This is a genomic window from Methanolobus vulcani (assembly GCF_006546655.1).
In the GTDB taxonomy this organism is placed as follows: domain Archaea; phylum Halobacteriota; class Methanosarcinia; order Methanosarcinales; family Methanosarcinaceae; genus Methanolobus; species Methanolobus vulcani_A.
Genome location: NZ_VIAQ01000015.1, coordinates 570,635 through 596,699, shown reverse-complemented (window position 1 = coordinate 596,699; position 26,065 = coordinate 570,635). Strand labels below are relative to the sequence as shown.

Annotated in this window: 20 protein-coding genes; 14 read left to right on the top strand and 6 right to left on the bottom strand. The window is 39.9% G+C overall.

Features of this window, described 5'->3' with window-relative positions; genetic code table 11:
- The first annotated feature begins 285 nt into the window (after positions 1–285).
- Complete coding sequence (locus FKV42_RS10245; protein ID WP_154810104.1) at positions 286–8,505, top strand: PAS domain S-box protein; 8,220 nt, start codon at positions 286–288, stop codon at positions 8,503–8,505.
- 121 nt (positions 8,506–8,626) lie between these two features.
- A complete protein-coding gene (locus FKV42_RS10240; RefSeq protein WP_154810103.1) occupies positions 8,627–8,845 on the top strand; it encodes a hypothetical protein in 219 nt (72 codons plus the stop codon).
- Positions 8,846–8,920: 75 nt separating this feature from the next.
- Here the strand turns inward: FKV42_RS10240 and FKV42_RS10235 are convergent, their stop codons facing one another.
- Positions 8,921–9,412, bottom strand: coding sequence for a rubrerythrin family protein (locus tag FKV42_RS10235; RefSeq protein ID WP_154810102.1), 492 nt, complete (start codon positions 9,410–9,412; stop codon positions 8,921–8,923).
- 103 nt (positions 9,413–9,515) lie between these two features.
- Positions 9,516–10,454, bottom strand: coding sequence for a cupin domain-containing protein (locus FKV42_RS10230; protein WP_154810101.1), 939 nt, complete (start codon positions 10,452–10,454; stop codon positions 9,516–9,518).
- Positions 10,455–10,717: 263 nt separating this feature from the next.
- On the opposite strand from FKV42_RS10230, the gene FKV42_RS10225 reads away from it, so the two are divergent.
- A complete protein-coding gene (locus FKV42_RS10225) occupies positions 10,718–11,023 on the top strand; it encodes a PLDc N-terminal domain-containing protein (protein ID WP_230375595.1) in 306 nt (101 codons plus the stop codon).
- A gap of 22 nt (positions 11,024–11,045) precedes the next feature.
- Here FKV42_RS10225 and FKV42_RS10220 read toward each other — a convergent pair whose 3' ends face one another.
- Together FKV42_RS10220 and FKV42_RS10215 are read right to left on the bottom strand one after the other, a co-directional pair.
- Positions 11,046–11,291 carry a hypothetical protein gene (locus FKV42_RS10220; RefSeq protein ID WP_154810100.1) on the bottom strand — a complete coding sequence of 82 codons (246 nt, stop codon included), beginning with the start codon at positions 11,289–11,291 and terminating at the stop codon, positions 11,046–11,048.
- 361 nt (positions 11,292–11,652) lie between these two features.
- Positions 11,653–12,348: an AIM24 family protein gene (locus FKV42_RS10215; RefSeq protein WP_154810099.1), complete on the bottom strand. Its 696-nt coding sequence runs from the start codon at positions 12,346–12,348 to the stop codon at positions 11,653–11,655.
- A gap of 369 nt (positions 12,349–12,717) precedes the next feature.
- On the opposite strand from FKV42_RS10215, the gene FKV42_RS10210 reads away from it, so the two are divergent.
- Positions 12,718–13,347, top strand: a complete 630-nt coding sequence (locus tag FKV42_RS10210) for a c-type cytochrome (RefSeq protein ID WP_230375593.1) — start codon at positions 12,718–12,720, stop codon at positions 13,345–13,347.
- Positions 13,348–13,433: 86 nt separating this feature from the next.
- Here the strand turns inward: FKV42_RS10210 and FKV42_RS10205 are convergent, their stop codons facing one another.
- A complete protein-coding gene (locus FKV42_RS10205) occupies positions 13,434–15,497 on the bottom strand; it encodes a heavy metal translocating P-type ATPase (RefSeq protein WP_394348062.1) in 2,064 nt (687 codons plus the stop codon).
- Positions 15,498–15,834: 337 nt separating this feature from the next.
- Here FKV42_RS10205 and FKV42_RS10200 point away from each other — a divergent pair, with 337 nt between their 5' ends.
- The 4 genes from FKV42_RS10200 (at position 15,835) to FKV42_RS10185 (ending at position 18,238) form a co-directional block, all read left to right on the top strand.
- On the top strand, positions 15,835–16,200 hold the full coding sequence (locus FKV42_RS10200) for a DUF4405 domain-containing protein (RefSeq protein ID WP_154810098.1): 366 nt from the start codon (positions 15,835–15,837) through the stop codon (positions 16,198–16,200).
- Positions 16,201–16,619: 419 nt separating this feature from the next.
- Complete coding sequence (locus FKV42_RS10195) at positions 16,620–16,868, top strand: glutaredoxin family protein (RefSeq protein WP_154810097.1); 249 nt, start codon at positions 16,620–16,622, stop codon at positions 16,866–16,868.
- A gap of 5 nt (positions 16,869–16,873) precedes the next feature.
- On the top strand, positions 16,874–17,788 hold the full coding sequence (trxB, locus tag FKV42_RS10190) for a thioredoxin-disulfide reductase (RefSeq protein WP_154810096.1): 915 nt from the start codon (positions 16,874–16,876) through the stop codon (positions 17,786–17,788).
- Positions 17,789–17,818: 30 nt separating this feature from the next.
- The gene (locus FKV42_RS10185; RefSeq protein WP_154810095.1) at positions 17,819–18,238 is read left to right on the top strand and encodes a DUF2111 domain-containing protein; all 420 of its coding nucleotides are present in this window, start codon (positions 17,819–17,821) and stop codon (positions 18,236–18,238) included.
- Positions 18,239–18,374: 136 nt separating this feature from the next.
- On the opposite strand, the gene FKV42_RS10180 is transcribed toward FKV42_RS10185, so the two are convergent.
- Positions 18,375–18,584: a hypothetical protein gene (locus tag FKV42_RS10180; RefSeq protein ID WP_154810094.1), complete on the bottom strand. Its 210-nt coding sequence runs from the start codon at positions 18,582–18,584 to the stop codon at positions 18,375–18,377.
- 250 nt (positions 18,585–18,834) lie between these two features.
- Here FKV42_RS10180 and FKV42_RS10175 point away from each other — a divergent pair, with 250 nt between their 5' ends.
- From FKV42_RS10175 to FKV42_RS10150, 6 genes are all read left to right on the top strand, one after another.
- Positions 18,835–20,070, top strand: a complete 1,236-nt coding sequence (locus FKV42_RS10175; protein WP_154810093.1) for an ABC transporter permease — start codon at positions 18,835–18,837, stop codon at positions 20,068–20,070.
- A 101-nt stretch (positions 20,071–20,171) separates the two neighbouring features.
- Positions 20,172–20,747, top strand: a complete 576-nt coding sequence (locus FKV42_RS10170; RefSeq protein ID WP_154810092.1) for a TetR/AcrR family transcriptional regulator — start codon at positions 20,172–20,174, stop codon at positions 20,745–20,747.
- Between the two features lie 122 nt (positions 20,748–20,869).
- Positions 20,870–21,859 (top strand): alpha/beta hydrolase, encoded by a 990-nt coding sequence (locus tag FKV42_RS10165; protein ID WP_154810091.1) that lies wholly within the window; start codon positions 20,870–20,872, stop codon positions 21,857–21,859.
- A gap of 206 nt (positions 21,860–22,065) precedes the next feature.
- Positions 22,066–23,169 (top strand): aldo/keto reductase, encoded by a 1,104-nt coding sequence (locus FKV42_RS10160; protein WP_154810090.1) that lies wholly within the window; start codon positions 22,066–22,068, stop codon positions 23,167–23,169.
- A 224-nt stretch (positions 23,170–23,393) separates the two neighbouring features.
- Entirely contained in the window at positions 23,394–24,602 is a 1,209-nt protein-coding gene (locus FKV42_RS10155) for an MFS transporter (RefSeq protein ID WP_154810089.1), read from the top strand.
- 15 nt (positions 24,603–24,617) lie between these two features.
- A complete protein-coding gene (locus tag FKV42_RS10150) occupies positions 24,618–25,817 on the top strand; it encodes an aldo/keto reductase (protein ID WP_154810088.1) in 1,200 nt (399 codons plus the stop codon).
- Positions 25,818–26,065: the final 248 nt, after the last annotated feature.

The window sequence follows — 26,065 nt, the reverse complement described above, 5'->3', positions numbered from 1 at the left end:
CAGGATAAAATTAAGAAAATCAATACCATGAAAATTAAATCAGTAAATTAATATAATGAATACATACTATATTCTTATGGACATATACCATTCAAGGTGAAAGTGTAAATACACATATAATTGTGTAACATTAAATCAGTTTATTGATTTGGGGTTTGGAATCTGTATAAACAGATCGAAATCAGAAAGAGTATATGCCATTCCTTAAGAACCTGAAACTGATTTTCAGACACATAAGAATTGAATAGTTTTGAACGCTGGTAAGGGTAAACTGCAGGTAATATCATGAAAAAAGATTCAGGGGAATATAGAATACTGTTTGAAAAAAACCACACCCCTATGTTGCTGGTTAATTCTGATAGTCTTGAAATCGTTGATGCAAATTGTGCTGCCTGCCAATATTACGAATCATCCCATGAAGAATTAACCCGGATGAAAATATTTGAAATAATCACACATCCAGAAGAAGAATTGAGGCGATGTGTAAAAAAGGCACTCAATGAAGAACAAGATCACTTCATCTGCACATCCCGTTTTCCAGACAAAGAGGAACATGATATTGAAATTTCCACAATACCAATCCAGATCGAAAATGAAAACATCCTTTGCTTCAGCATTTATGACACAACCCTAATCACAGAATACAAAAGATCTGAAAAGAAACTGGTTGAAGATGAGGAAAAACTGAGACTGTTTATAGAACACGCACCAGTATCGTTGGTGATGTTAGATCGTAACATGCGACACGTAGCCGTAAGCCGTCAGTTTCTTAATGACTTTTCCCTTGGTGACAGAGATATAATAGGACTGAATCATTATGACATAATTCCACTTGATGAAAAATATAAAGAAATGCACCGACGCGCTCTGCAAGGAGAAGTTATTACAATCGAAGAAAATCGTTTTGAGGATGAAGATGGCAAAGTGCATTGGTTACGTGGGGAAGTCAGACCATGGAAAGCGGCTGATAATTCCATTGGCGGCATCATAATTTTCATGGAGCATATCACAGAACGTAAAGAAGCTGAAATTGCACTAAAGAATAGCGAAAACCAACTGCGTACATTGATAAATACTATTCCTGACCTTGTATGGCAAAAAGATGTCAACGGAGTATATCTTTCATGTAATACCAAATTCGAGAGTTTCTTTGGTGCAAAGGAAGAGGAGATAATTGGAAAGACAGACTATGATTTTGTTGATAAGGAACTTGCAGATTTCTTTAGACAAAAAGATATGGAGGCATTCGAAGCTGGCAGGTTTTTAATTAATGAGGAAGTCGTTACCTATGCAAGTGATGGACACCAGGAATTGCTGGAAGTAAGAAAATGCCCCATGTATGATCCAGATGGAAAACCTATTGGAACTGTGGGTGTTAGTAGAGATATCACAGAACGTAAACATAATGAAGATAAACTGAGGGAAAGTGAAGCTCTCCTGAATGAAGTAGGAACTATTGCTAAGATCGGAGGATGGGAGTATGATGTGGCAAGTGCAGCTGTTAAATGGACACCTGAAGTTTATAAAATATTTGACATCGAGCCCGATTTCGAACTTGCTTATGGAAATACACTGAAATACTATTCTTCTGATTCAAGGAAAAGTGTGGAAAAAGCCTTCAACGATGCGATAGAAAAAGCTGAAACATATGACCTTGAGATTGAATTAACTACTCCAAAAGGCAATCATAAATGGGTCAGAACTATTGGAAACCCAACAATAGAAAATGAAAAAGTGGTTAAGATAACCGGATCATTCCAGGACATCACTGAGCGCAAAAATACAGAAACAGCATTAAAGAACAGTGAAAAACAACTGCGCACATTGATAAATACTATTCCTGATCTTGTATGGCTTAAAGATATTAATGGGAAATTCATAGCATGCAATTTTGAATATGAATCTTTTTATAATGTTAGTGAAGAAGAAATTATTGGAAAGACAGACTATGATTTCCATGACAGGGAACTTGCAGATTTCTTTACACAAAAAGATCTAGAAGCATTAGAAGCTGGTAAGCCTTTGACCAATGAAGAGATCATTGCCCGTGTTGTTGATGGTTATCCTGAACACATAGAAACAATCAAAACTCCAATGTATGATTCTAATGGGGATCTTATAGGAATATTGAGTGTTGGAAGGAATATTACTGCAAGAAAAGAAGCTGAAGCTGCACTAAAAGATAGTGAAGCCCTCCTGAATGAAGTAGGAACTATCGCTAAGATCGGAGGATGGGAGTATGATGTAGCAACTGGAACCGGTAAATTGACGCCTGAAGTTTACAGGATATATGATCTTGAACCTTACTCCCCTACAAGCGTTGAATCTACTCTTGGTTTCTATCTCCCCGCTTCAAGAAATACTGTTAAAAAAGCGTTTAATGATGCCATCGAAAAGGGTGAACCATATGACCTGGAACTGGAATTGATTACTCCAAAAGGCAATCATAAATGGGTACGGACAAGCGGTCGCCCAACAATGGAAAATGGAAAAGTAGTACAGATAATCGGATCATTCCAGGACATAACCACAATAAAAGAAACAGAGTTAAAACTACTTGAAAGTGAAAGTCGTGTAAGACGTAAGTTGAATGCTATTATGGAGCCGGAAGGAGATATCGGAGAACTGGAACTTGCTGATATCATTGACACCCAAACTTTGCAATCCCTTATGGATGATTTTTACCAGTTGACCAATATAGGGAGTGCTGTAATTGATAACAAAGGCGAGGTTCTGGTTGCTAGCGGATGGCAGGACATCTGTATGAATTTCCATCGAGTACACCCTGAGACATGTAAGCATTGCATTGAGAGTGATTCACAATTATCAAGAGATATAGCTCCGGGAACATTCAAGCTTTACAAATGCAAGAATAACATGTGGGATGTTGCAGCACCCATAATGGTGGCAGGGTCACATTTAGGTAACCTTTATTATGGCCAGTTCTTCTATGATGATGAAGATATACCCTACGATACTTTCAGGCTTCAGGCAAAAAAATATGGATTTGATGAAAAGGAATACATAGAAGCACTTGAGAGAGTGCCGCGCTGGAGTAGAGATACGGTCAATACCGTAATGAGATTCTATACACAATTAACTTCTGTCCTCTCATCTCAGAGCTATAGTAATATCAAACTTGCAAGAGCACTGAATGAGCGAGATGAACTACTCGACTCGCTGCATGAGAGTGAAGAAAAGTTGAAGCTTTTTATAGAACATGCACCCGCATCCCTTGCAATGTTCGACAGGGATATGAGATTCATCGCTGTCAGTCACCGCTGGCTAACGGACCTTGCCCTTGATGATAAGAATATCATTGGAATGCCACATTATAAACTTTTCCCAGAAATTCCACATGCATGGAAAGTGGCGCATCAGCGTGCTATGGAAGGAGAAGTTGTCACCATGAAAGAGGTTCCTTTTATGCAGATAGAAGGAAAATTGCACTGGTTACACTGGGAAGCCAGACCCTGGAAAGCATCTGATGGTACAATTGGCGGTATTGTGATCTTTACAGAAGATATCACTGAAAGAAAAGAGGCACAGGATAAAATACGTGAGAGTGAGGCACTTCTTAATGAAGTCGGAAGGATCGGCAAGATAGGGGGATGGGAATATTATAGAGAATCCAGTGAGATCAAATTTACACCTGAACTTGCAAGTATCCTCGAGACAAAAGAAATCGATACTGTTGAGAAGGTAATGAAATACTTTAGTCCTGAATCAAGAACTACACTGGAAAAAGCAAGAATCAATGCAATAGAAAAAGGTGAGGGTTTCGATCTTGAGCTGGACATCATAACACACAAAAATAATCATAGATGGGTTAGATTAAGTGCCCGTCCAAAAATGGTTGATGGAAAGGTTGAAAAAATAATCGGTTCGATGCAGGACATCACACTAAGGAAAGAGATGGAGCAGGAACTCAGGGAAAGCCAACAAAAATACCAGATGCTCTCCGATGCCACCATAGAAGGAATCATCTTCCATGAGAATGGTATCGTTCTTGATGTAAATAAAGCTGTTACCCGTGCTTCTGGATATTCAAAAGAGGAAATCGTAGGAAAGAATATCCTAAAAATGACCATTCACCCTGATGATATGGACATCGTCCTTCAGCATATGAAAGAAGATGATGGAAAACCCTATGAAATCCGAAGTATCAGAAAAGATGGTACTGTATTCCCGATAGAGATCGAAGCATATAATTTGACCTACAAAGGAAAAGCAGCCCGTGTTGCAGCAATAAGGGATATAACTGAGCGTAAAGAAGCCGAAGAGAAGTTAAGGAAAAGTGAAGCACTCCTCAAAGACGTAAGCAGATTAAGTCAGATAGGCGGATGGGAATTTGATACTGTATCCGGTGAATCTACCTGGACACCTGAAGTTAAGGCCATATTTGAAAGAAATGAGCCTTATGATGATCCAGAGGATGCAATAAATAATTTCCCTGCGGGATCAAGGCAAATAATTGAAAAAGCATTCTATGCTGCCATTAAAGAAGGGAAACCCTATGATCTGGAACTTGAATTCATATCAGAAAAAGGAAAACACAAGTGGGTAAGAACAATTGGAAACCCGATCATAGAAAACAATGAGATTCGCAAAATAACAGGTGTGATGCAGGATATAACGGAGCGTAAGAACGCAGAGAACGAGCTGAAAGAAAGCGAAGAAAGATTCAAGATCCTGCATAATGCTTCTTTTGGTGGTATTCTTATTCATGAAAATAATGTGATACGTGACTGCAATTTTGGCCTGTCTGAAATAACCGGCTATTCCTATAAAGAGCTGATAGGAATGGATGGAAAGTTCCTATTTGCTGAATCTTCCCGCGATACAGTAAGAGAAAATGTTAAGCGAGGCTATGAAGGACAATATGAGGTTCTAGGCCTTCGCAAAGATGGGACTGAATATCCACTTCAGGTCGAAGCGAGGAATATGCCCTATAAAGGTAAAAAAATAAGAGTGGTTGAATTAAGGGATATCACAGAGCGCAAAAAAGCTGAGCAGGAACTAAAAGAAAGTGAAGAAAGGTTCAAAGCCTTGCATGATGCATCTTTTGGTGGTATCTTCATACACCAGGACAATATTATTATTGACTGCAATCAGGGTCTTGCAGATATAACTGGTTACTCGTTAGAAGAGTTAATAGGAATGAATGGGCTTTTGCTAACTGCTGAAAGTTACAGAGAAGAAGTAATTAGTAACATTGCTAAAAGTTATGGTGAACCATATGAATCCATTGGACGCCGAAAGGATGGAACTGAGTATCCAGTACGTGTCCATGGAAAAACTATCCCATACAAAGGGAAGCAAGTCAGAGTTGTTGAATTCAGGGATATAACCGAGCAGAAACTGGCTGAAAAGGCCTTACTTGAGAAGACCGAAGAGCTTGAGCGTTATTTCACATCCAGTCTTGACCTTCTCTGCATCGCCAACATAAATGGACAGTTCGTTCGCTTGAACCCGGAATGGGAGAACGTCCTTGGATACCCTGTCAGCGAGCTGGAAGGTCGTCCCTTCATAGATTTTGTACATCCTGATGACAAAGAGACTACCATTGAAACCCTTACCAGACAGTCTACAGAAGCAAATACAGTACGGAGCATTGTAAATCGTTATCGTGCCAGAGATGGGACCTACCGCTGGATAGAGTGGCGTTCGACCCGGATAGGAGAACTTATCTATGGAGTCGCAAGGGACATTACCCAGCGCAAAGAAGCAGAAGAGAAACTGTTTGAGAACGAGGAAAAACTTAGACTATTCATTGAACATGCACCGGCAGCTTTGACAATGCTTGACCGTGATATGCGGCACATAGCCGTAAGCAAACGATGGCTAGAGGATTACTCTCTTGATATGGACATTATAGGAAAAAACCATTATGTTGTAATGCCAGAGGTCAAGGAAGAATGGAAAGAAGCACATCAAAGAGCCATGAAAGGAGAAGTGATAAGCAGTAATGAAGATTCTTATATTAGTGATGATGGTAGTGTACATTGGCTTCGCTGGGAAGTGCGACCCTGGAAAACGGCTAATGGTGCTATTGGCGGCATTATAATCTTTGCAGAAGATATCACAGAACGTAAGGAATACGAAGAAAAACTGCTTGAGAGCCAGTCACTTCTCAATGAGATGGGAAATATGGCAAAGATCGGTGGATGGGAGCTTGACCTGATATCCAACAAACCTACCTGGACGCCTGAAGTTTACGCCATCCATGAGCTGGATATAGATGAAGCAGTAAATATTGAGATTGGACTATCATACTACCTTCCTGCATCAAGGAAAATACTTGAAAAAGCAATTAATGAGCTTATCGAAAAAGGCAAGCCATACGAACTCGAACTTGAATTTATAACAGCTAAAGGAAACCATAAGTGGGTCAGATCAAGTGGTTATCCTAAGATCGTAAATGGAAAGGTCGTGAAAATAACCGGCACACTGCAGGACATTACAGAACGTAAGAGTGCAGAGGAAAAACTGCTGGAATATGCCGAAGAACTGGAAGACAAGAATTTCGAACTTGACCAGGCACTGATAAAAGCAGAAGAGGCCACAAGGGCAAAAAGCGAGTTCCTTGCCAATATGTCCCATGAGATACGCACACCAATGAATGGTGTGATAGGTATGACACATCTGCTTCTCACTACAAAACTAAATGACAAGCAGAAGCACTATGTTGATATTGTACAGAAAAGCGGAGAAAACCTGCTTGAACTTATTAATGATATTCTTGATATCTCCAAGATAGAAGCTGGAAAGCTGGACATTGACGAAGTGGACATAAACCTCCAGGAAATACTGGAAGAAGTAGCATCCCTTTTGTCTATAAGAGCAAATGAAAAGGGACTTGAATTTATATGTATAGCTGATCCTGAAGTACCGGTAAATATCAAAGCAGACCCTGCAAGACTGAGACAGATATTGATTAACCTTGGTGGTAATGCTATCAAATTCACAACAGAAGGAGAAGTTGTCATCAGGGTAAAACTTGAATCTGAAAGTGACTCTGAAGAAAAGCTACGTTTCTCTATAAAAGATACTGGTATAGGAATTCCTGCTGAGAAAAAGGACTTGCTTTTCCAGAAATTCACCCAGGTTGATGCTTCAACTACACGTTATTACGGAGGCACAGGACTTGGACTTGCAATTTCAAAGGAACTTGTGGAACTGATGGGCGGTGAAATTGGTTTTGAAAGTGAGGAAGGTAAAGGTTCAGAGTTCTGGTTCAAACTAAGTTTTGAAAAGCGTCCTGAAAGTGAAGTGACAGAAAAACAGTGCTCAGAGATGGAAGGCATTCACGTACTTGTCGTTGATGATAACGAAACTAACCGTGAAGTACTGGTGAATCTGCTTAATTCATGGAAGATGAAAGTAGAGGAAGTAAATGACGGACCTTCAGCAATTCAGAAGCTTTTCAAAGCACATGAAGAAGGTGAACCGTTCCAGGTAGCTGTTCTGGATATGCAAATACCGGGAATGGATGGGGGTCTGCTTGGACGCATAATTAAATCAGATAAGGATCTGAATGATATTTCGTTGATAATGCTTGGTTCTGCAGGAAATGTGCCTGGAAGCTGGAATGCGAATAAAAAGAACTTTGCTGCTTGCCTTTCAAAACCCATTAAAACCTCAGAACTATTCAGTAAATTATCATCTCTGTTTTCCGATGCCCAAAAAGCTGAAAGAAAAGAGGGTTCAGAAAAAGAAATTGAAACATCCGGTATAGATTACAGCAAAGCAAGAATCCTGCTTGTGGAGGATAATATGGTTAACCAGCATGTTGCCCAGAGTATGCTCCAGAAACTCGGCATTACTGCGGATGTTGCAAACAACGGACTGGAAGCCATCGAAGCTCTTGAAACAATACCTTATGATCTTGTATTTATGGACATACAGATGCCTGAAATGGATGGAATGGAAGCATGTAAGCACATCCGTAATAAGCAATCCTCGGTCATAAACCATGATATTCCTATTATTGCCATGACCGCACACGCAATGAAAGGAGACGAGGAAAAATGTATGGAAACAGGTATGAATGACTATATGTCAAAACCCATTAATCTGGATTTGCTCTCCAAAAAGATAGACAAATGGCTGGCTCATGACCCTGAAAAGGATTATGCGACAATTACCAAAGATAATAAAGACAAAGAACCAATGATATTTGACTCCAAATTATTTATGGAAAATATCATGGATGATATTGTACTGGCCAAGGAGGTCATTGAGATATTTAATAGAAATGCACCTCATCAGCTTGAGGAGTTGAAGGACGCTATTGAGAAAAAGCAAATAGAGACGATTGTAAATAGCGCACATTCACTAAAAGGTGCTTCTGCAAGTGTAGGTGGAATGGCATTGTGTGATATCTCTGCCAGAATCGAGGTGCAGGCAGGTTCCGGACAAATAGAGGAAATCATAGAAATGCTGCCCGACCTGGATAAGAATTATGAACTCCTGATGCAGGAATTAGAGAAATGGCAAAGCTGACATTTATTGCTATTACAAGCTTTGTTTTCAGTAATAATACTATATATTCCCCTATAGTACACTTACTTCTATAGAAAATATGCAACATAAGTATAAGTTATATCTGAAACTCTAATTAAACATGGAGATATGTAATAACGGAAAGGAGTTTGTGCACTGCAATAGTGAAAATTACACACGTATAAACTCTTATTCTGACAGGTGGTTACGTATCAGGAAATGCAATCGTCACACTGGTGAGGATGTCTTCATGTATTTCTCACTTGACGAAATGGCATTCATTCAGAAAGCTGTTTCATCTTTCCTGAACGAAAATAAAAAGACAAACAATGAGAACTAGGATTTAAAAATTAGTTCAAGAGATAAGCTTAGTGCTTATACTCTCGTTATTTTCTTTGAAACGTTTCTTTTAAGTTTAATCTATCTTATCAAATTTGGATGCAGGTGCTCCGCAGACAGGACATTTATCTTCAGGTTTGCCTTCATGAGTGTGTCCACAGACACTGCATACATAGTAATCTGTTTCTTTGTTGCTGCCAAGTTCTTTAAGCGCTTTTTCATAGAGAGCTGCATGGGTTTTTTCTACTTCGTTTGCAACTTTGAAACTCCAGAGAGCTTTATCATCGCCTTCTTTTTCTGCTTCTTCAATAAAAGCAGGATACATGCTCTCAAACTCATAAGTTTCACCATTGATAGCTTCTTTCAGGTTATCCTCGGTTGAACCAATGCCACCCATACGTTTAAGGTGATTTAATGCATGGATAGTTTCAGCAGCAGCTGCGGCTCTGAAAAGTTTAGCTACCTGAGTATATCCTTCTGCATCTGCCTTTTTTGCAAAAGCCAGATATGTTCTGTTTGCCATTGACTCGCCAGTAAATGCTGCTTTTAAGTTATCTTTGGAACTCATTATTATCTCCTTTAATGTTTTCTGCCTGATTACGTGTTCCTGCATATATCAGATTAACGCTGTGAAAATTGTAATTATTAAAAAAATAGAATGGAGTGAAATATTACTCCACAATGACCTCATTTTCCTCTGCCCATGCAGGCTGATCTATAGCAAAAAACTCAAGATCTGCATCCCCTGTATTTTCAATACTTTGCAATGCATTGACAGGTATAACAACAAGGTCACCTGCTTTTACATCAAATGGAACATTATCAATGTAAAGCACTCCTTCTCCTGAAAGCACATAATAACTTTCCGGGTTCTTCATACAATGTGCTTCAATGGAAGCTCCGGCTTTAATTATCACATGTGCAATGCTGTAATCAATCCCAAGGTCACGGTCAACTTTAGAAGGATGAAGCAGATTTCCAAGAGAAATAGTATCAAAGCGTGTGAAATATTCTATATCATCAAGACTGTTGGTATAAACATAGTCATCAACATAGAATCCTGATGTAACCAGATATTCCTGCTCACCTATTGTAGCTTTCTTTACAAATGTATATTTCATTGAAGGAGATGTTGCACCCGGTCTTGGCCAATGGTAAGTAACCCAACCCTCTCCCTCCTCACTTGTAGCAGTACCTATGAAATACTGACCGAGAGGCTCGCCGTTGTAATCTGTTAGACCTGAAGCATCCGCTCCTTCACTGCTTACATTTGGAGCATAGACCATTCGGATACCATCTATGGTCCAAATACTGAGATATGAATCATTATGGAACCATTTGCTGCCTGTCTGCCTGAACTCATCAAAGGCGTCTGTACCCTGTTCATCCATAAGGGCAATCGCATCATTGACAAGTGACTCTGTGCTGGCTATTGCTAACTGAAGACTGTCCTCCTCTGAAGTGGTAATATTCGTTCCATGTTCTCCTACTGATACAACACTCTCATTCTGGTCGCTTGTGCATGAATTATCAGATTGTACACAGCCAGCGACCATGAGTAAAAGGAGAGATAAAGAAATCGCAAACATTATTTTTCTTATAGAAATCATTTTTAACACCCGTTCTTTGAATTTGTGGATAGAATAGCCAAATGACTACCATGATTGGCAATCGTCTTATCACAAATCCGAGCATGGATTACTTATTAAAAATATAAATATATGTATGCTAAGAGCATTAATATTTTCAGTATTGCGTTGACACTAAAATTATCACATACATATTATAAATTAAATTTAACTGCTTATTATTAAATATACAAAGTGTTATATCAATTGCCTGCCATTTAAACCTAAAGTATGGGAGCTACAATATGAAATTCAATGAAAAAGCTATCAATTCAATAATGAAATGGGTAATTCTGACACTGGTTGTACTGATAATAATCCCTGTTACATTTCACATTGGCCAATTGCTCTGGGGAATAGCACTTCTGTTCTTTAGCTTCTGGATAACTATGCTTGTAGATTGCCTGCAGAAAAATGAAACTGACTTTCCTGCAAAAGGAAAAAATGAAAAACTTATCTGGTCAATAGTCCTGATCTTTCTTAACATAGTGGGAGCATTTCTTTATTTTGTGCTTGTATTCACAAAATATAATGAAGTTACTGACCTTTAGGCCAGCAAAAACAGGAATGAAATTACGCGAAGAAATAGGACTTGATCGTCCACATAACTCCAATTAGTACCATGAATATCCCGGTTAGTCCCACGTTAAAAAACATAGATGGCAGTGTATGAGGATTTCCAGTCGGATTTCCTGCTGCATCACATGCACTTTCTGTAAGGTCAATTCCGGCTATGTTGCATATTGACAGAACACTTGCCACAAGAAAGATAATAATAAGTCCGGCTGTTACCATATACATTGGCGTTTTTAAATTCATCTGCCCTCGTAATGGTATTTAAAAGATATAACTCTTTACAAGTGCATCAGGAAGTTAACGGCTTAATTCATTAATTAGTCGAGATTTATTCATTTCATTATAGATTTTTCATAACTAATAATCATTATATACTTGTGGCACCTATAATTATATAAGTGGAGGTCAACAATGGATAACGATGCAATCATCAGTGCCAAGAAAGTAGGAATGATGTTCTTTCTGTATGCTCTTATGCTGATGGCAGTGGTCCTAATAGCAGGCCTTGTCAACATCTGATAAATCATGACACCATAAGGCAAAAATGGATACATCAAGCAACTTAGCGCTTGATGCAACTATATTCTAACCTGCATTCTTACGTTCAGGCAGTGGAAACTACGTAAGGGATTTCCTCATAAGGCTGGATTACTACGAATCCCTGTCCCTTGAAAGCCATCTGTATGCTTTCTCCGCTTGATCTTCCTACCAATGTCTTCAGGGAAATATCTGTTTTAATATCAGGTGCTAAGTTTCCAGACCATGCAACCGTTGCATTGGGATCAGTGAATACCGGCCTGTCAGGAGTCACCATTAGTGTAAGCGGGTCATAATGAGTAGTAATAGCAACCATGCCAGTGCCTTCAAGTTTTACATTGAAAAGTCCGCCAGCCATCATGCCAGCTACTTTTTTCATCATTTTGATATCCCAGCTGATGCTTTCCTCAAAAGCCAGAAGGTCGTTTCCATTTACATAAATTGCCTCATCCTTGAGGTTGAGTATGGAAATCTTCTTACCTCCGTCTGCAAGGTAAACTTTCCCTGTACCCTCGGCCTTTGTAAGAGTAACTCCTTCACCGGTAACTGCTTTTTTCATCATTTTCCCAAGACCATGTTCCAGCACACCTTCTCTGGTGAATTTTACATCACCAAGGTATGCCACCATTGAACCTCTCTTGGTCCAAACACGACCATTCAGGTTTACTTCAAGCATCCTGTCACGTTCAAGTTCAAACTTGCCCTGCCCAAGATCTTTCTGACCTGTATTTTGTACAAACTCATCTAAAGAATATCTTGAAATATCAATCCCTCCACCATTAAAAATATTGTTTATTTGTAATATACTTTTTCAAAAGGAAATACATAGATTTGAATGCTGACAGAAAGTTAACAGTGATAATTAACTTTGTACAGTCATTAATCTGATATACTCTCCGGGATAACAACTAATGTTCTTTTTTGGTTTCTGTCGAGATTTAAATAATAAGGTTCACAGCTCTGTGGAAATCCTTTTTTTCCGAGGAAATAATCGAATTGAGATTTCCGAGAAATGCATCTACATCTATCGTTTAACAACAGATATTTCAGCCAATTATATTGATTTTAATGAGAGTTCTATAAAGCTAAGTATTATATTGTTTTTAGTTCCATTAATATACGGGGTTTAGAAATGGAAAAAGCAGAAAAATACTTCTTTGCATTAATAGGGCTAATCATTATTGTCCTTCTTGTAGTAGTAATTAGCATGATGAATAATCAGCAATCAGATTATGCATATATGCCAGGTTACAATCAGCCAGGAGGTATGATGGGACAGGGATATTATGGTGAAGGCGGAATGATGGGTTCTGGTTACTATTCTGAGGATGGTATGATGGACTCGGGCTATGTATATCCTTATGGAGTGGATATAAAAACTAATTTCTCATCGAATGGCGAAGTGATTTATTATACAGGATACAATGAGAGCGGGAAGAAGATTGATTTTTCCTACGGTCCTAACTGGCTGTACGTTCATGGTGGAAGTTGCGTTAATTGCCATGGAGTGGATGGCAAAGGTGGTGTCCCGATAATGATGGCCTATACGATTCCAGCTGATATTACCTATGAAGCTTTAACATCTGGGGATGAGCATGCTGATGAACATGAAGAACATCCACCTTACACAGACGAAACCATCAAGATTGCAATAAGAGAAGGAAAAGAACCATCAGGTGAAGATTTAGATTATGTAATGCCAAGGTGGGATATGTCAGATGCAGACATAGATGATCTGGTAGAATATTTGAAAATGCTTTGATAGCCTTTTTTGTTGAGTGAGAAATATCTCACTCAGGCTTTTACAGGCCAATCAAGCTATTCATTTCAGCGGTTGAATTAACAACATTACGCCATTTTCAACGTTTTTGCATTAATAGAAACAATTATTGTACTCAGGCTCATTAGAATTGCCCCAGCAGCTGGTGATAGCAAAATACCGTAGCTGAAAAGAACACCTGCCGCTAAAGGAATGGCAAAAGTATTGTAACCTGTAGCCCAGATAAGGTTCTGGAACATTTTTGCATATGTTTTCTTCGAAAGGACTGTGATATCAACTACATTTCTGGGATCGTTCTTTACAAGTACTATGTCGGCACTCTCAACTGCAACATCCGTCCCTGCACCGATAGCAATTCCAACATTTGCCTGAACAAGAGCAGGTGCATCGTTTACTCCATCACCAACCATTGCCACGATGTATTCTTTCTGCACTTCCTTGATGATTTCCGCTTTTTCATGAGGTAATACTTCGGCAAAATAGTCATCCAATTCAAGTTCTTCAGCCACCCACTTGGCAACGAACCTGTTATCACCTGTAAGCATCATGCATTTGATGCCCATTGATTTGAGTTTTTCAATAGCTTCCTTTGACTCCTTTCTGATAATGTCTGCAAGACCCATAGCCGCCAAGGGTCTATCTTCTTCGAGCAGGAAAACAACTGTCTTACCTTGCTGTTCTGCTTTCTCTATCAGATCATTTGTCACTTCAATTCCTTTTTCTTTAAGATATCCTGGACTAACAACTTTCAATTTCTTACCATTGACCAAACCCTCGACACCTTTACCAGGGATAGAATTGAATTCTTCCAGGCTTTCCAGTTTAAGGTCACGTTCCTTTGCACTATTGACAATACCAAGGGCTATTGGATGCTCAGAGTTTGATTCCAGACTGGCGGCAAATCTAAGAATATCGTTTTCATCCATATTTGTAAGAGGTATGATATCTGTGACCCCGAATTTACCCTGGGTAAGAGTTCCTGTCTTATCAAAAACAATAGCCTGAATGTCTCTGGCTCTTTCAAAAGCCTGTCTGTCTCTGATCAGCAGACCAGAATTTGCAGCTAATGATGTTGATACCGCTACTACAAGAGGAATGGCCAGGCCAAGTGCATGTGGGCAGGTAATTACCATGACAGTAACAGCTCTCTCAAGAGCAAAATTAAAATCCTGTACATAAAGCATCCAGGCAACAAGTGTTATTGTACCGACAGTTAAGGCAACTATTGTCAGGATCAATGCGGCCCTATTTGCCAAGTCCTGTGTTTTTGACCTGCTTTCCTGTGCATTTTGGACGAGTTCGATGACCTGATTCAAATAGGTATCTTTGCCAGTTTTATTAACCTCTACCTGAACAGAACCTTCTCCATTGATAGAACCACCAATTATTTCATCAGCTGTTTTTTTGCCGATAGGTCTTGATTCTCCTGTAAGCATCGATTCGTTTACACTGGTTTCCCCTTTTACCACAATACCATCTATAGGAATTTTTTCCCCTGGTTTGACGAGTACGGTATCCCCAACCTTTAGTTCATCTACACGCACATCCACAGTTCCCCCGTTTTTTAATAAGTGAGCTTCTGATGGCATTATTTTGACTAGTTCCTCCAAAGCTCTTGAGGCACCAAGGACAGAGCGCATTTCAAGCCAGTGACCCAGCAGCATGATATCGATAAGAGTTACAAGTTCCCAGAAGAACACTTTGCCTGGAAGCCCGAAGATCACAGCAGCACTGTAAAAATATGCTACACTTATTGCAACAGCGATCAAGGTCATCATGCCTGGCGTTTTTACTTTCAACTCATCGACAATGCCTTTTAGGAAAGGATAACCACCATAAAAGTAAACGATAGAAGACAACAAAAAGAAAATAATGATTGAACCGCTAAATTGAAACTTAAAGCTTAGGAATCCCTGAATTGCAGGAGACAGAATAAGGACAGGAATGGTAAGTATCAATGAAACGACGAACCTTTTTTTGAAATCTTCCATCATCATTTCATGATGTCCCCTATGGTTAGCATGCTTCATAGGAGCCTTTTGCTCATTTGGAGTTGTTTTTCCTGTATGATCCTCATGCATATGCATATGCTCATGCTCCATGCTATCATGATTGTGACCAGATGCGTCCATCCCTTGATCTCCCCCTTTTCAAAATCCTATTTCTGCTTGATTAAGCAATCCCATTTGCAAGTACAATTATCAATGTACACCAGTGAATATATTCGAAGTTATGGAGATATCTTACATAACCCGTCCATAACAATATTTTTGCCAGCATCTTTCAAACACGGCATAGCAAAAACAATTCACTCCACTATTTAATGTGAGAGAAGATTTGATTTATAACTATTGGTAAATAGCGAAGTTGTTAATGAATATAAAAAAGGAGCTAATCCAGAATACAAAAGTGAAAAATCTTTTTATACATTGCCGTTTTAAGTTTATTGGGTAGTAGCAGGGAGTTTTCATGAAAAAGTCTGACATTAAATTTTTGAATGAAGCTTTAATGTTCTTATTTCTCTCAATACTTGCGGGAATTGGCCTTTTGATGAGATTCTCTTTTGGCGAACATGGCACTGAATCCCATTCTGCTGGTGAAGAACTCGTACTTGGGTTCGGTGATAGCGTATGGGGTACAATTCATTTATATGTAGGTCTGACGCTGGTAATACTTATTGTAATTCATATTTACCTTCACTTTAGTGCTATTCAGTCTATGTATAGCAAATTTATTACTAATCCTCAAAAAAGAAAGATAGTTGGTGTCACTTATATACTGATTTGTTTGGTAGCGTTCTTTTTATTTATAGTTGCTAAATCAGTTGGTCACTAGTCTAACATGATCCAACATCTGACAAGGGATATTTGTTGTAGTTATTGTTTTGCCACACTACAAACATAGAATGAAATAGATTCCTGTTATGGTTCCAGCTACAAAACCTTCAATTCCTATTTGATATGTAGTACCTTCTGCGTAATCATCAAATAGGTAGAAGAGAGTATCAGGACCATCGCAAACAAAACTTTAGTAAAAATATTACTGGCATATTTTTACCTTCAATTATTAAGTACTAACAGTAGTACTATTTTCAGCAGACAAGTGCTTTTTTATGGTAAAACATACTATTATTGTATGTAGGTACACTAACAATAATTAGTAAATTATTTGTTAAGTATAACGTAACTTACAGGATACTTTTATTTACTCTCCTAACTAATAGATTAATAACCAATACAAGGAGTGTGGAAATTATGGTAAAGGTTACTTTAGTCCATTCTGAATGGTGTCATTTTTGTCCTACTGCAAAGAAAATATGGCGCGAACTGAAAGAACAGTGCGATTTTGAGTACGAGGAAGTAGAACTGGACACTCCTGAGGGAAAAGAACTTGCAAAGAAGTTCAAGATTCGCTCAATTCCTACAACTATCATTGACGATAAGGTTGCATTTGTAGGAGTTCCTGACAAAGCCCAGGCAAGCAATGTCTGCGACGCAAAATGATAAACATGTATGACCTGATAATTATTGGCGGTGGACCTGCAGGAATGACAGCAGGCATCTATGCTGTGCGTTACGGATTAGATACTCTTGTGCTTGAAAAGAACGTGGTTCCCGGCCAGATAGCAACTGCTGACAGGGTAGAGAATTACCCCGGTTTTCCTTCCATATCAGGAATGGAACTCATGAACAAGTTCAAAGAGCATGCAGAACACACCGGCGTCAAAACCCAGACTGCTGATGTTGAAAACATCAAAGATGAAGGTAACAAAAAAGTTGTTGTTACTGACAACGGCGATTTTGAAGCTCTTGCAGTGATCGTAGCTACAGGAGCAAATCCAAGAAGACTTGGTGTTCCCGGCGAGGATGAATTCCTGACAAAAGGTGTATCCTATTGTGCCACATGTGACGGTCCTTTCTACTCAGGACTTAATGTCATCGTGGTAGGCGGAGGAGAATCTGCAGTTACCGATGCACTCATACTTTCCGATATTGCCGAAAAGGTCTACGTAGTACACAGACGTGATGAACTGAGAGCCTGTTCATTACTTCAGAAAAGAGCTTTTGATAAAGAGAATATCACATTTATCTGGGACACAGTTGTCCAGGAAATAAAAGGTAGCGACCTTGTTGAAAAAGTAATCCTAAAGAACACAAAAACCAATGAACTGACTGAGATGGACATTGATGGCATTTTCATCTATGTTGGTATCAACCCCAATACTTCAATGGTGGATGTTGAAAAGCAGGGTGCAGGTTTCATTGTGACCGATGACAAAATGAAGTGCTCTGTTCCCGGCATATTTGCAGCCGGTGACTGTCGCAGGACTTCCATGTGGCAGGTGGTCACAGCGGTTTCAGACGGGGCCGTAGCAGCCATATCAGCTCATGAATACATTACATCTGCTAAATATGAAAATTAATCCTTTCCACAAAATAGAAGGTGAGTTAAAATGACATGCGATGAAGAATTAAATGGTTCGATTTGCCTGAACATATGCCCGGATTCCACGGCCGATGATCTGGAGCCCATAGCAACTGCTGTACACGCCCTGATAGGTATCCCAACAACTATTCGCAGTCTCAATTGCAAGGGCATCCGTATGGAAAGAGGTATGATCATTGATAGGGACTACACTGGTCCGGTCCTTGAAGAGGTCATGAGGACGAACCAGAGTATCAGGACGGTACCAAAGGAAGGTGTTTACAGGGGCAAGTCAGTCATGGTCGCTCCTATAAGAACGCTCAGCGGAGAAGCTATTGGAGCGATAGGTGTTGTAGATCTTGTTGCAGCCCTTGATATCCTTGTAATGTTCAGAGAATATCCAGGTATAATTGATGAAGTGGAAGAATCAAGAAAAAGAATTCAGTGAGTAATACATAACCGTGTAGCACTCAAATCATTTTTACCTTTTTTAAAAAACAGATTACTCTTTTTATCCGAATATAGAGCAGCATGTGTACTACCCAAAAATAGACAGGAATGGTTTTACAATTGCCTGCAACGATTCAAAACTTTTTGAGTGTCTGGTTTTTTAGTGCCCTGCTTATTACAAAAGCTACGATAGAGATCGCTATTGCGAGTAACACAACCATCAGTACGTTCCCGTTTTCTGCTGCCTTCATCAGACTGTAGAAAAGGAACACACTCAAAATCATACCAATAACCAGCAACACAGCAGCTGGCATACTATATAACTTACCAAGTGGCCCTTCCATAGTTTGAACAACCTTTTATCCATATTATAGTTTTCTATCCATTTCAAGTTTAATATATCCGGAACATATACTTTTCAATAAATTGGCATTCTTAAACAAGGTTTTTATATCAATAATACAATTAAAATATAAATGAGTGAGCAGTCACTCACTAGCTTGTCTGTATTGTCATTATTTCAACATCATGATCATTACCGGATTTGCAGAAGATTAAAAAAGCAGAAAGGAATGTAATAGGGAAGAAAAAGCGATGAGGAAAAGTACCTATTTTAAACTTGCTATGAATATCCTGATTCATAGTAAGATCAGAAGCTGGCTCACCATTATAGGCATTGTCATAGGTGTGGGATCGGTTGTTACCATTATGGCATTAAGTGACAGCATGGAAGCAGATATGGAAGAAAGATTAGCTGATCTGGATCTTACCCTCATCACAGTAACTCCTGGTTACACACAGGCAATGTCAGGCTTTAGGGGAGGAGGGGGCTTTGGTAGCGAGACCTCATCCTCTGATGCAGAATTGACAGATAAGGACATAATGGCAATAAAACTGGTAGATAACATCGATTACATCTATGGTCAGATATCAGGTCGTAATCTGGATGTCTACTTTATGGGTGAGACTGCAGGTCTTTCGGTGACCGGAGTTGATCCTCAGGTATGGCAGTATACAGTGACTTATGAACTGGAATCCGGCAGATTTCTTGAAGCTACTGACAATAATGTTGTGGTCATTGGTTACAGGATAGCTCATGAGATGTACGATCAGGAAATCGGTCTTAACCGTATACTTGCCATTGAAGGAAAATCCTATAGAGTTGTAGGCATACTCGCAGAAGGTGAAAGTGACAGTGCTATCATCATGCCGATCGATTCGGCAGTAAATATCATTGATGACGCTGAGCCAGATGTATTTGACAGTATAGTCGTAAAAGCAGATGATGTGGACAACGTAGAAACGGTTGTTGATGACATCGAAGAGAAACTCATGATATCCAGGCATGTAATGAATGATGATGACCGCGATTTCAGTGTTTCAGATTCATTATCAATGGCAGAATCTTTCAGTGAGATGATGGCTTCCTTTACAATATTTTTGGGTGCAATAGCAGGTGTCTCACTTGTTGTAGGTTCTGTAGGCATTGCAAATACAATGTTCACCTCTGTATTGGAAAAGACCAAGGAGATTGGTACTATGAAAGCCATTGGAGCAAAGAATAGTGATATTCTCATGATATTCCTTTTCAACTCAGCACTTGTGGGTTTTGTTGGCGGGGTACTTGGTATCGTGCTAAGTCTGATGTTGACATCCCTGTTCCCCTACCTTGGACTTCCCATGACACGTTCATCCTCAGGACTGGCAGTTGCTCCTGATTTGATGCTGCTGGGTATCGGTATCGCAATGTTTATAGGAGTAATTTCAGGTCTGATACCTGCGTACAATGCATCAAAAATGAAGCCAGTGGATGCATTGAGATATGAATGAATTTGGTTCAATTCTTCATAAAATGTGATACAAAAAGATTTTATAGAACAAATCAGTTGTATAGATCGAAATGACTAATCAGTCAATAAATGGGATAATTCATGAAAAAACAAGTTGAAGACAAGAAAGCAGCCCTTCTGCAAGCGTCTCTGAAGCTTTTTACAGAAAATGGATTCCATGGCACATCCACTGCCCATATATCAAAAGAGGCAGGCGTCGCCACAGGAACCTTATTCAACTACTTCCCTACTAAAGAAGATCTTATCAACGCTCTCTATTTTGATATAAAGGGGAAATTGAGCCGAAGTCTGGCGAAAGATATCCAGAACCAGAGTACACTTCACGATAAATTCTGGAAAATATGGTATGATCTTATTGAATGGGGACTCAACAATCAGGAGGATTTCCATTTCGTCGATCAGTTCTGTTCTTCACCTTACATTTCGGACTATACGCGTGAAGTGGTCATGGGTGAATATAGTTTCTATCACGACCTTGTAAAAGATGGAATTGCAACTGGTGAGTTCGGAGACTATTCGGAAGGAATGGTCGCTTCAATATTCTATCAGTCCAGCCGGACAATAGTAGACCTTATTCTTTATTCAGAACCACAGGATAAAAACAAAGCTATAGAGGATGGATTTGCAATCATATGGAAAGGACTGACGGAAAAATAATATTTTTTTCGCCACGCCGGTGAGTGAGTAGTCAATCAAAACTTATATGTACTATTGATCCGTTATTGTGACTGACTATTCAGTCATAGTAGCTAATAATTTATCAATCAGAGGTATAAAAGATGAAATCAGAAAATAACAACACAAATGCTGTAGACCCTAGTGGTCTTACTTTCACACTGAGTGAAAATGTAACTGCAGAAGAAGTCAGATTTAAGAACAAATACGGAATTACAGTTGCAGCACACCTGTACATATCAAAAGACATTGATACATCCAAAAAATACCCTGCAATTATTATTGGAACACCTTACGGTGGAGTAAAGGAGCAGGGCGCAGGTATATATGCACAGAACCTGGCACAGAGAGGTTTTGTTGCCATGGCATTCGACGAATCATATAACGGAGAAAGCGGTGGAGAACCAAGACATATCTCATCTCCTGATCTGTTTGTTGAAGACTTTAGTGCAGCAGTTGACTTTATTGGAACAAGGGACTTTGTGGACAGGGAGAAAATCGGAGCAATCGGTATTTGCGGAAGTGGAGCATTTTCAGTTACTGCAGCTCAGGTTGACCCACGTATCAAAGCAGTTGCTACTGCAAGCATGTATGATATGAGCAGAATGCTACGTAAAGGATGGATGGACTCCATGACTGACGAGCAGCGTGCTGAAACTCTGGTTCAACTGGGCGAGCAGCGCTGGACAGATTTTGAAAACGGCACACCATTATTGCCTGAAGGATTCCCTCGTGAACCTGCTGATTCAGTTCCGGAAGAACTTGACCCAATTACAAGTGAATTCTTTGAATATTATGCTATGAAAAGAGGATTCCATATTAATGCAGCAGCAGCATTCACTGTGACAAGTACCATGTCATTCATGAACTTCCCTTTGCTGAACTACATTGACACAATCTCACCAAGGCCAATTCTGTTCATCATCGGCGAGAATGCTCACTCCAGATATTTCAGTGAAGATGCCTATGAAATGGCTGCTGAACCAAAAGAACTCTACATTGTTCCCGGTGCAAGGCATATCGATCTGTACGACAGGACAGACATGATCCCATTTGACAAACTGGAATCATTCTTCAAAGAAAACCTGGCTTAAATAACCCTATCTATCCGGCGTTTACGGTCGTGGCAGGTTGCTGTTCTAATGAGGTGACGACAGTAATTGCCGGAAAACGGGTACTTAAAAACGATATCTATTTCGAAGAAAAACCAGAGACCTGTTAAAAAGATACAGGTCTCTTTTTCTTCAGGAAAGCCCGCAATCAGAATAATTATATTTTCCTGGCAAGTGAGCGAAAAATTATGGAATACAGAAGTTTGCCAAGTAGCAATGACAAAATAAGCACAATTGGCATTGGGGCAGGGAACCTGCATGAATCTACACCGCAGGAAATCGTAAACATCATCGATTATGGTATGGAAAATGGCATAAATCTTATTGATGCGGTAATGCCTGATTCCAGAGCAGCTGAACCTATAGCACAGGCACTTAAAGGACGGCGGGACGAGATGAACATGCAGATGCATCTGGGTGCCGTCTATCATAAAGGAACATATTCCAGGACAAGAGACCTTTCAAAAGTAAAGAGAGGTTTTGAGCAAGAACTCAAAAAATACGGTACGGACTATGCTGATATTGGTATACTTCATTGTGTTGACGAAGTTGGTGATTTTGAAAAGATCATGTCGGATGGTATTTTTGACTATGCACGAAAGCTAAAGCGGGAAGGAACAATTCGCTATCTCGGTTTTTCTTCACATTCCCCGGATATATGCAGACTCTTTCTCGATACGGGAGAGATTGATATTTTTATGTTTAGTCTTAATGCAGCCTATGATTTTGAACCGGCAGAAGGCAAGCTGGTTTTGTCCCACAAACGCATGGAACTCTATCGGGAATGCGAAAAAGATGGAGTCGGCATTACAGTAATGAAGCCTTATGATGGTGGAAAACTGCTGAATGCAAAAACATCTCCCTTAAACGCTGAAATGAGCATCAATCAATGCATACAATATGCGCTGGACCGACCTGCTGTTCTTTCATGTCTGGCAGGAGTACGTTCCAGAACCGATCTGGAGGAAGCACTCAATTATTTCTCCGCTTCCGGAGAGCAGCGCAACTATTCGTTCATCGGTAATCTTCCGCATAAAAACATGCAGGACACCTGTATTTACTGCAATCACTGTCAACCGTGTCCATCTGGCATCGATATAGGTTCTGTGAACAAATACCTGGATCTGGCAAAAGCAGGTGATGAACTCGCAAAAGACCATTACATGAAATTAAGCAAAAATGCAAATGACTGCACAGAATGTGGTGTTTGCGAAGAGAACTGTCCTTTCCATGTGAATGTCCGCAGCAGGATGAAAGAAGCCAGGAATTATTTTGAAAATAAAAGTAAGTAAAGAGGAAAAATTCAGTGACTACAAAAGAATGTACAAATTTCGATGAAGGTGCAAAGAAAATTAGTATAGGCACTTTTTCGCATTCCAGCAACGTGTATGAGATTGCCAGTATGATAGATCAAAAGGTTTTCCAGCCATCTCATTGTGATTGCAGCTGTTGATTCAGACCTGTGCTAAAAAACGTTAGACTCCGTAACCAAAAACAATACCATCGGATTAAATTAATGACAAATAAATTAAACTTAAACGAGAGATGGACAGGCTTCATAGCAGGAACTTTTTCTTTAGTTGTTGTATATGCTGCCTCATCTGCTCCTATTCCTCTTTTAAACACGTATCTTCAGACCCTTGATCTTACAAGTGGCGATCTTTCCATGACAGCAGTTGCATACTTTGTTGGGTGTGTAATAGCACTGCTGACGTTTGCCAGGGTGTCAAATCATTTAGGAAGGCGTCCAGTATCACTTGCTACATTGGCACTGTCTGCAATTGCATGTATCATATTTATTTACGTTCAGAATGCACAAATGCTTTTGATTGGAAGATTTGTACAGGGAATTGCTTCAGGTCTGGCATCCAGTACTATTACAGCATATACTGTGGATAACGCACCAACTTCTCCAAAATGGCTAAGTGCGGCAGTTATCAGTGGAGCGCCTGTGGTTGGACTTTCAGCAGGTGCGTTTGGTGCCGGTGTTATTAAAGAGTACAGTTTAGGCTCCATGTCATTCACATATGAGATATTTATTGTTCTGCTTGCCCTTTGTGCAATGCTAATCGCAGTAGGCCCGGAGACAGTAACACGTACCAGGGGAGTTATTATTTCCATGGTTCCACGAATATCTATACCCCGGAATATTTACTATCTTCTTCCGGCTGCAATTAGTATATTTGTTGGAACCTGGGCTATCGGTGGATTTTATCAGGCTTTCAGTTCTACCATGGCAGCAGACCTGCTTAACACAAATAGTATTATAGTAGCTGCAGCGGTGTTTGCCTGTTTGATGACGCCCTATGCCATAGGTGGTTGGCTGAGTGGTCGTTTTGAACCTGACGAAGCTCAACGTATTGGAATAGTAGCTTTTTTCCTGTGTATTATGGCTATCATTTATTCACTGGATGTCAGCATCATGATTCCTTTCTTAATATCAACCGTGCTTGCAGGAATATCACAGGGTTTAGCATTTACTGGAAGTATGCGCAGCTTGCTGGATAAGACCAGCCAGAAAGACAGGGCAGGTCTGCTTTCAAGCATTTATCTGATATCTTATAGTGGTGCAGCTATCCCAAATCTAATCGTAGCACGCTTAGCCAGTGGTTTCACGTTATTTGGAATTGCAGTTGGATATGGCCTGTTAGTAGCATTAGTTTGCATAATTGCACTCATCGCTTTAAGCAGAAACAAGAGACAGCAAGGTTTAACAGTAAATTAGGAAAGGGGAACTAAAATGTTATACAGAAAAATGCCAAAAAGCGGAGATGAACTTTCGATACTTGGATTTGGATGCATGCGCCTTCCCTCAAAAGAAGACAGTAGTATAGATGAAGAAAGAGCCACCAGACAGGTACGCGATGCAATTGACCAGGGAGTTAACTATGTTGATACAGCCTGGCCATATCACATGGGGGAGAGTGAACCATTCCTGGGTCGCGCCCTGATGGGCGGCTATCGCGAGAAGGTAAACATCGCAACAAAACTTCCTTCATGGCTTGTCGAAACCCGGGAGGATATGGACAAGTTCCTGAATGCACAGCTGGAGAAACTCCAGACCGATCGGATCGAGTATTATCTCGCCCATTCTCTGGTTGGAGATGAATGGGACAGGCTTGAAAAACTGGGAATTCATGAATTCTTTGATGAGGCAAAGGCAGATGGCCGGATAAAATATGCAGGTTTCTCATTCCATGGTAAAGGGAGCGATTTTAATCACATCGTTGATAGCTATGAATGGGATTTCTGCCAGATCCAGTACAACTATCTTGATGAAGAGAAACAGGCAGGAACTGCTGGTCTTGAATATGCGGCATCCAAAGGCCTTGCGGTTATGATTATGGAACCCCTTAGGGGAGGAAAACTGACACATCCGGTACCTCCCGAGGTGAAAGATATCTGGGATCGTGCCCCAACCAGAAAAACTCCAGCTGAATGGGGTCTTCGGTGGGTCTGGAATCATCCCGAGGTTACTGTAGTCCTCTCCGGGATGAATGAGGAAGCACATATTGAGGAGAATCTCCGGGTTGCAGACGAAGCGTATCCGAACTCTCTGACCGAGCAGGAATTGCAGTTAGTTGCACAAGCGGAGAAAAAGTACCGTGAACTGATGAAGGTCAGCTGCACCGGTTGCCTGTATTGTATGCCCTGCACGGCAGGGGTGAACATCCCTAACTGCTTTGAAGTGTACAATGACAAGTATTTGTCCGGAAAACCAGAAGAAGCAGATCTTCACTATGTGGTACAACTGAGTGGCATCATATACGGCGGAGAAACGGGATTTGCATCACAGTGCATTCAATGTGGAAAATGCCTTAAAAAATGTCCCCAGCACATTGACATTCCAGCAGTCCTTGCAACTGTTGTAGAAGAAATGGAAAGAGACGATCTTGAACAGAGAGTTGCAAAGGCAAAGGAAATGTTCAAGCAGGTCTAATTGAAGAAATTCTCTGTCGTGCAAAAAGACAACAAGAAAGATTTCATCATGGACATACAGGAAGCTTACCCGAATGGAATAAGTGTATTCATATCTGCCATATCTATGTAGTAGATACTAATAATTTAATGAATTAATTTGGCAGGAAGGTCTGCTCACAATTGAATAGAAAGGGTTACATTGACCATTAATATATTATATGTTAAGTATTGATACTTTTCTAAGATGTGCCTAAGCACTAGTTGATT

What these genes read in the sequence shown, in the direction of transcription:
- FKV42_RS10200 (WP_154810098.1), top strand. Translation starts at nt 15,835, where the DNA reads ATGAAAAAGTCTGACATTAAATTTTTGAATGAAGCTTTAATGTTCTTA.
- FKV42_RS10205 (WP_394348062.1), bottom strand. Translation starts at nt 15,497, where the DNA reads ATGGACGCATCTGGTCACAATCATGATAGCATGGAGCATGAGCATATG.
- FKV42_RS10230 (WP_154810101.1), bottom strand. Translation starts at nt 10,454, where the DNA reads ATGATTTCTATAAGAAAAATAATGTTTGCGATTTCTTTATCTCTCCTT.
- FKV42_RS10225 (WP_230375595.1), top strand. Translation starts at nt 10,718, where the DNA reads ATGAAATTCAATGAAAAAGCTATCAATTCAATAATGAAATGGGTAATT.
- FKV42_RS10155 (WP_154810089.1), top strand. Translation starts at nt 23,394, where the DNA reads ATGACAAATAAATTAAACTTAAACGAGAGATGGACAGGCTTCATAGCA.
- FKV42_RS10150 (WP_154810088.1), top strand. Translation starts at nt 24,618, where the DNA reads ATGTTATACAGAAAAATGCCAAAAAGCGGAGATGAACTTTCGATACTT.
- FKV42_RS10245 (WP_154810104.1), top strand. Translation starts at nt 286, where the DNA reads ATGAAAAAAGATTCAGGGGAATATAGAATACTGTTTGAAAAAAACCAC.
- FKV42_RS10235 (WP_154810102.1), bottom strand. Translation starts at nt 9,412, where the DNA reads ATGAGTTCCAAAGATAACTTAAAAGCAGCATTTACTGGCGAGTCAATG.
- FKV42_RS10160 (WP_154810090.1), top strand. Translation starts at nt 22,066, where the DNA reads ATGGAATACAGAAGTTTGCCAAGTAGCAATGACAAAATAAGCACAATT.
- FKV42_RS10180 (WP_154810094.1), bottom strand. Translation starts at nt 18,584, where the DNA reads ATGGAAGGGCCACTTGGTAAGTTATATAGTATGCCAGCTGCTGTGTTG.
- FKV42_RS10240 (WP_154810103.1), top strand. Translation starts at nt 8,627, where the DNA reads ATGGAGATATGTAATAACGGAAAGGAGTTTGTGCACTGCAATAGTGAA.
- FKV42_RS10220 (WP_154810100.1), bottom strand. Translation starts at nt 11,291, where the DNA reads ATGAATTTAAAAACGCCAATGTATATGGTAACAGCCGGACTTATTATT.
- FKV42_RS10195 (WP_154810097.1), top strand. Translation starts at nt 16,620, where the DNA reads ATGGTAAAGGTTACTTTAGTCCATTCTGAATGGTGTCATTTTTGTCCT.
- FKV42_RS10210 (WP_230375593.1), top strand. Translation starts at nt 12,718, where the DNA reads ATGGAAAAAGCAGAAAAATACTTCTTTGCATTAATAGGGCTAATCATT.
- trxB (WP_154810096.1), top strand. Translation starts at nt 16,874, where the DNA reads ATGTATGACCTGATAATTATTGGCGGTGGACCTGCAGGAATGACAGCA.
- FKV42_RS10185 (WP_154810095.1), top strand. Translation starts at nt 17,819, where the DNA reads ATGACATGCGATGAAGAATTAAATGGTTCGATTTGCCTGAACATATGC.
- FKV42_RS10175 (WP_154810093.1), top strand. Translation starts at nt 18,835, where the DNA reads ATGAGGAAAAGTACCTATTTTAAACTTGCTATGAATATCCTGATTCAT.
- FKV42_RS10170 (WP_154810092.1), top strand. Translation starts at nt 20,172, where the DNA reads ATGAAAAAACAAGTTGAAGACAAGAAAGCAGCCCTTCTGCAAGCGTCT.
- FKV42_RS10165 (WP_154810091.1), top strand. Translation starts at nt 20,870, where the DNA reads ATGAAATCAGAAAATAACAACACAAATGCTGTAGACCCTAGTGGTCTT.